The sequence below is a fragment of the Pedobacter borealis DSM 19626 genome, assembly GCF_000708285.2.
Lineage (GTDB): Bacteria > Bacteroidota > Bacteroidia > Sphingobacteriales > Sphingobacteriaceae > Pedobacter > Pedobacter borealis.
Window position 1 is genome coordinate 1 of sequence record NZ_JAUG01000205.1, and the last position, 660, is coordinate 660.

Annotated in this window: 2 tRNA genes; both read left to right on the forward strand. The window is 43.6% G+C overall.

Features of this window, described 5'->3' with window-relative positions:
• Positions 1–92: 92 nt before the first annotated feature.
• Positions 93–167: transfer RNA gene (locus tag AW17_RS23420), tRNA-Ile, on the forward strand.
• 81 nt (positions 168–248) lie between these two features.
• A tRNA-Ala gene (locus AW17_RS23425) sits at positions 249–325 on the forward strand.
• Positions 326–660 lie beyond the last annotated feature (335 nt).

Consider the following 660-nt stretch of genomic DNA (forward strand, 5'->3'; position numbering starts at 1 on the left):
AGCATAACGGAACGGAAGATGGGGAAAGCCAAAGGAAAGCAGTAGCGGTAAGATACTATATACTGCATACGGACGCCGACCTTAAAATCAACAGTCCCGTAGCTCAGCCTGGTTAGAGCACTACACTGATAATGTAGGGGTCTCCAGTTCAAATCTGGACGGGACTACACGTTTGAGTTTTCAATCGGCGGTTTACAGTGGACAGTTTAAACTGGAAACCGGCAACTGTTGGCTGACAACTACACTCTGGGGGATTAGCTCAGCTGGCTAGAGCGCCTGCCTTGCACGCAGGAGGTCAACGGTTCGACTCCGTTATTCTCCACCATTAAAGGTTGAGGGTTATAAGGTTTAAGGTGTAGGGTAAGACCTATAGCTGAAACACACCACAACAGAATAGATTACCTTATTATCGGGATAGATAATATACATTGACATGATTAAGAAAAGAAGAAACGCCATGGGGCACATATATAAAGATATATATGAAACGGTTCGAGACCGCGGTTTTTTACTAATAAGGAATAAGCTTAGGCTTGGGCAGAGGACAATGAAACCCTCCACCCTTATACCCTAAACCTTACACCTTAATGTTCTTTGACATATTGGAAGAAGTTAAAAAAGAAGAGCAAACAACAATAGGCGACTGTTGTGTTTGTGCTC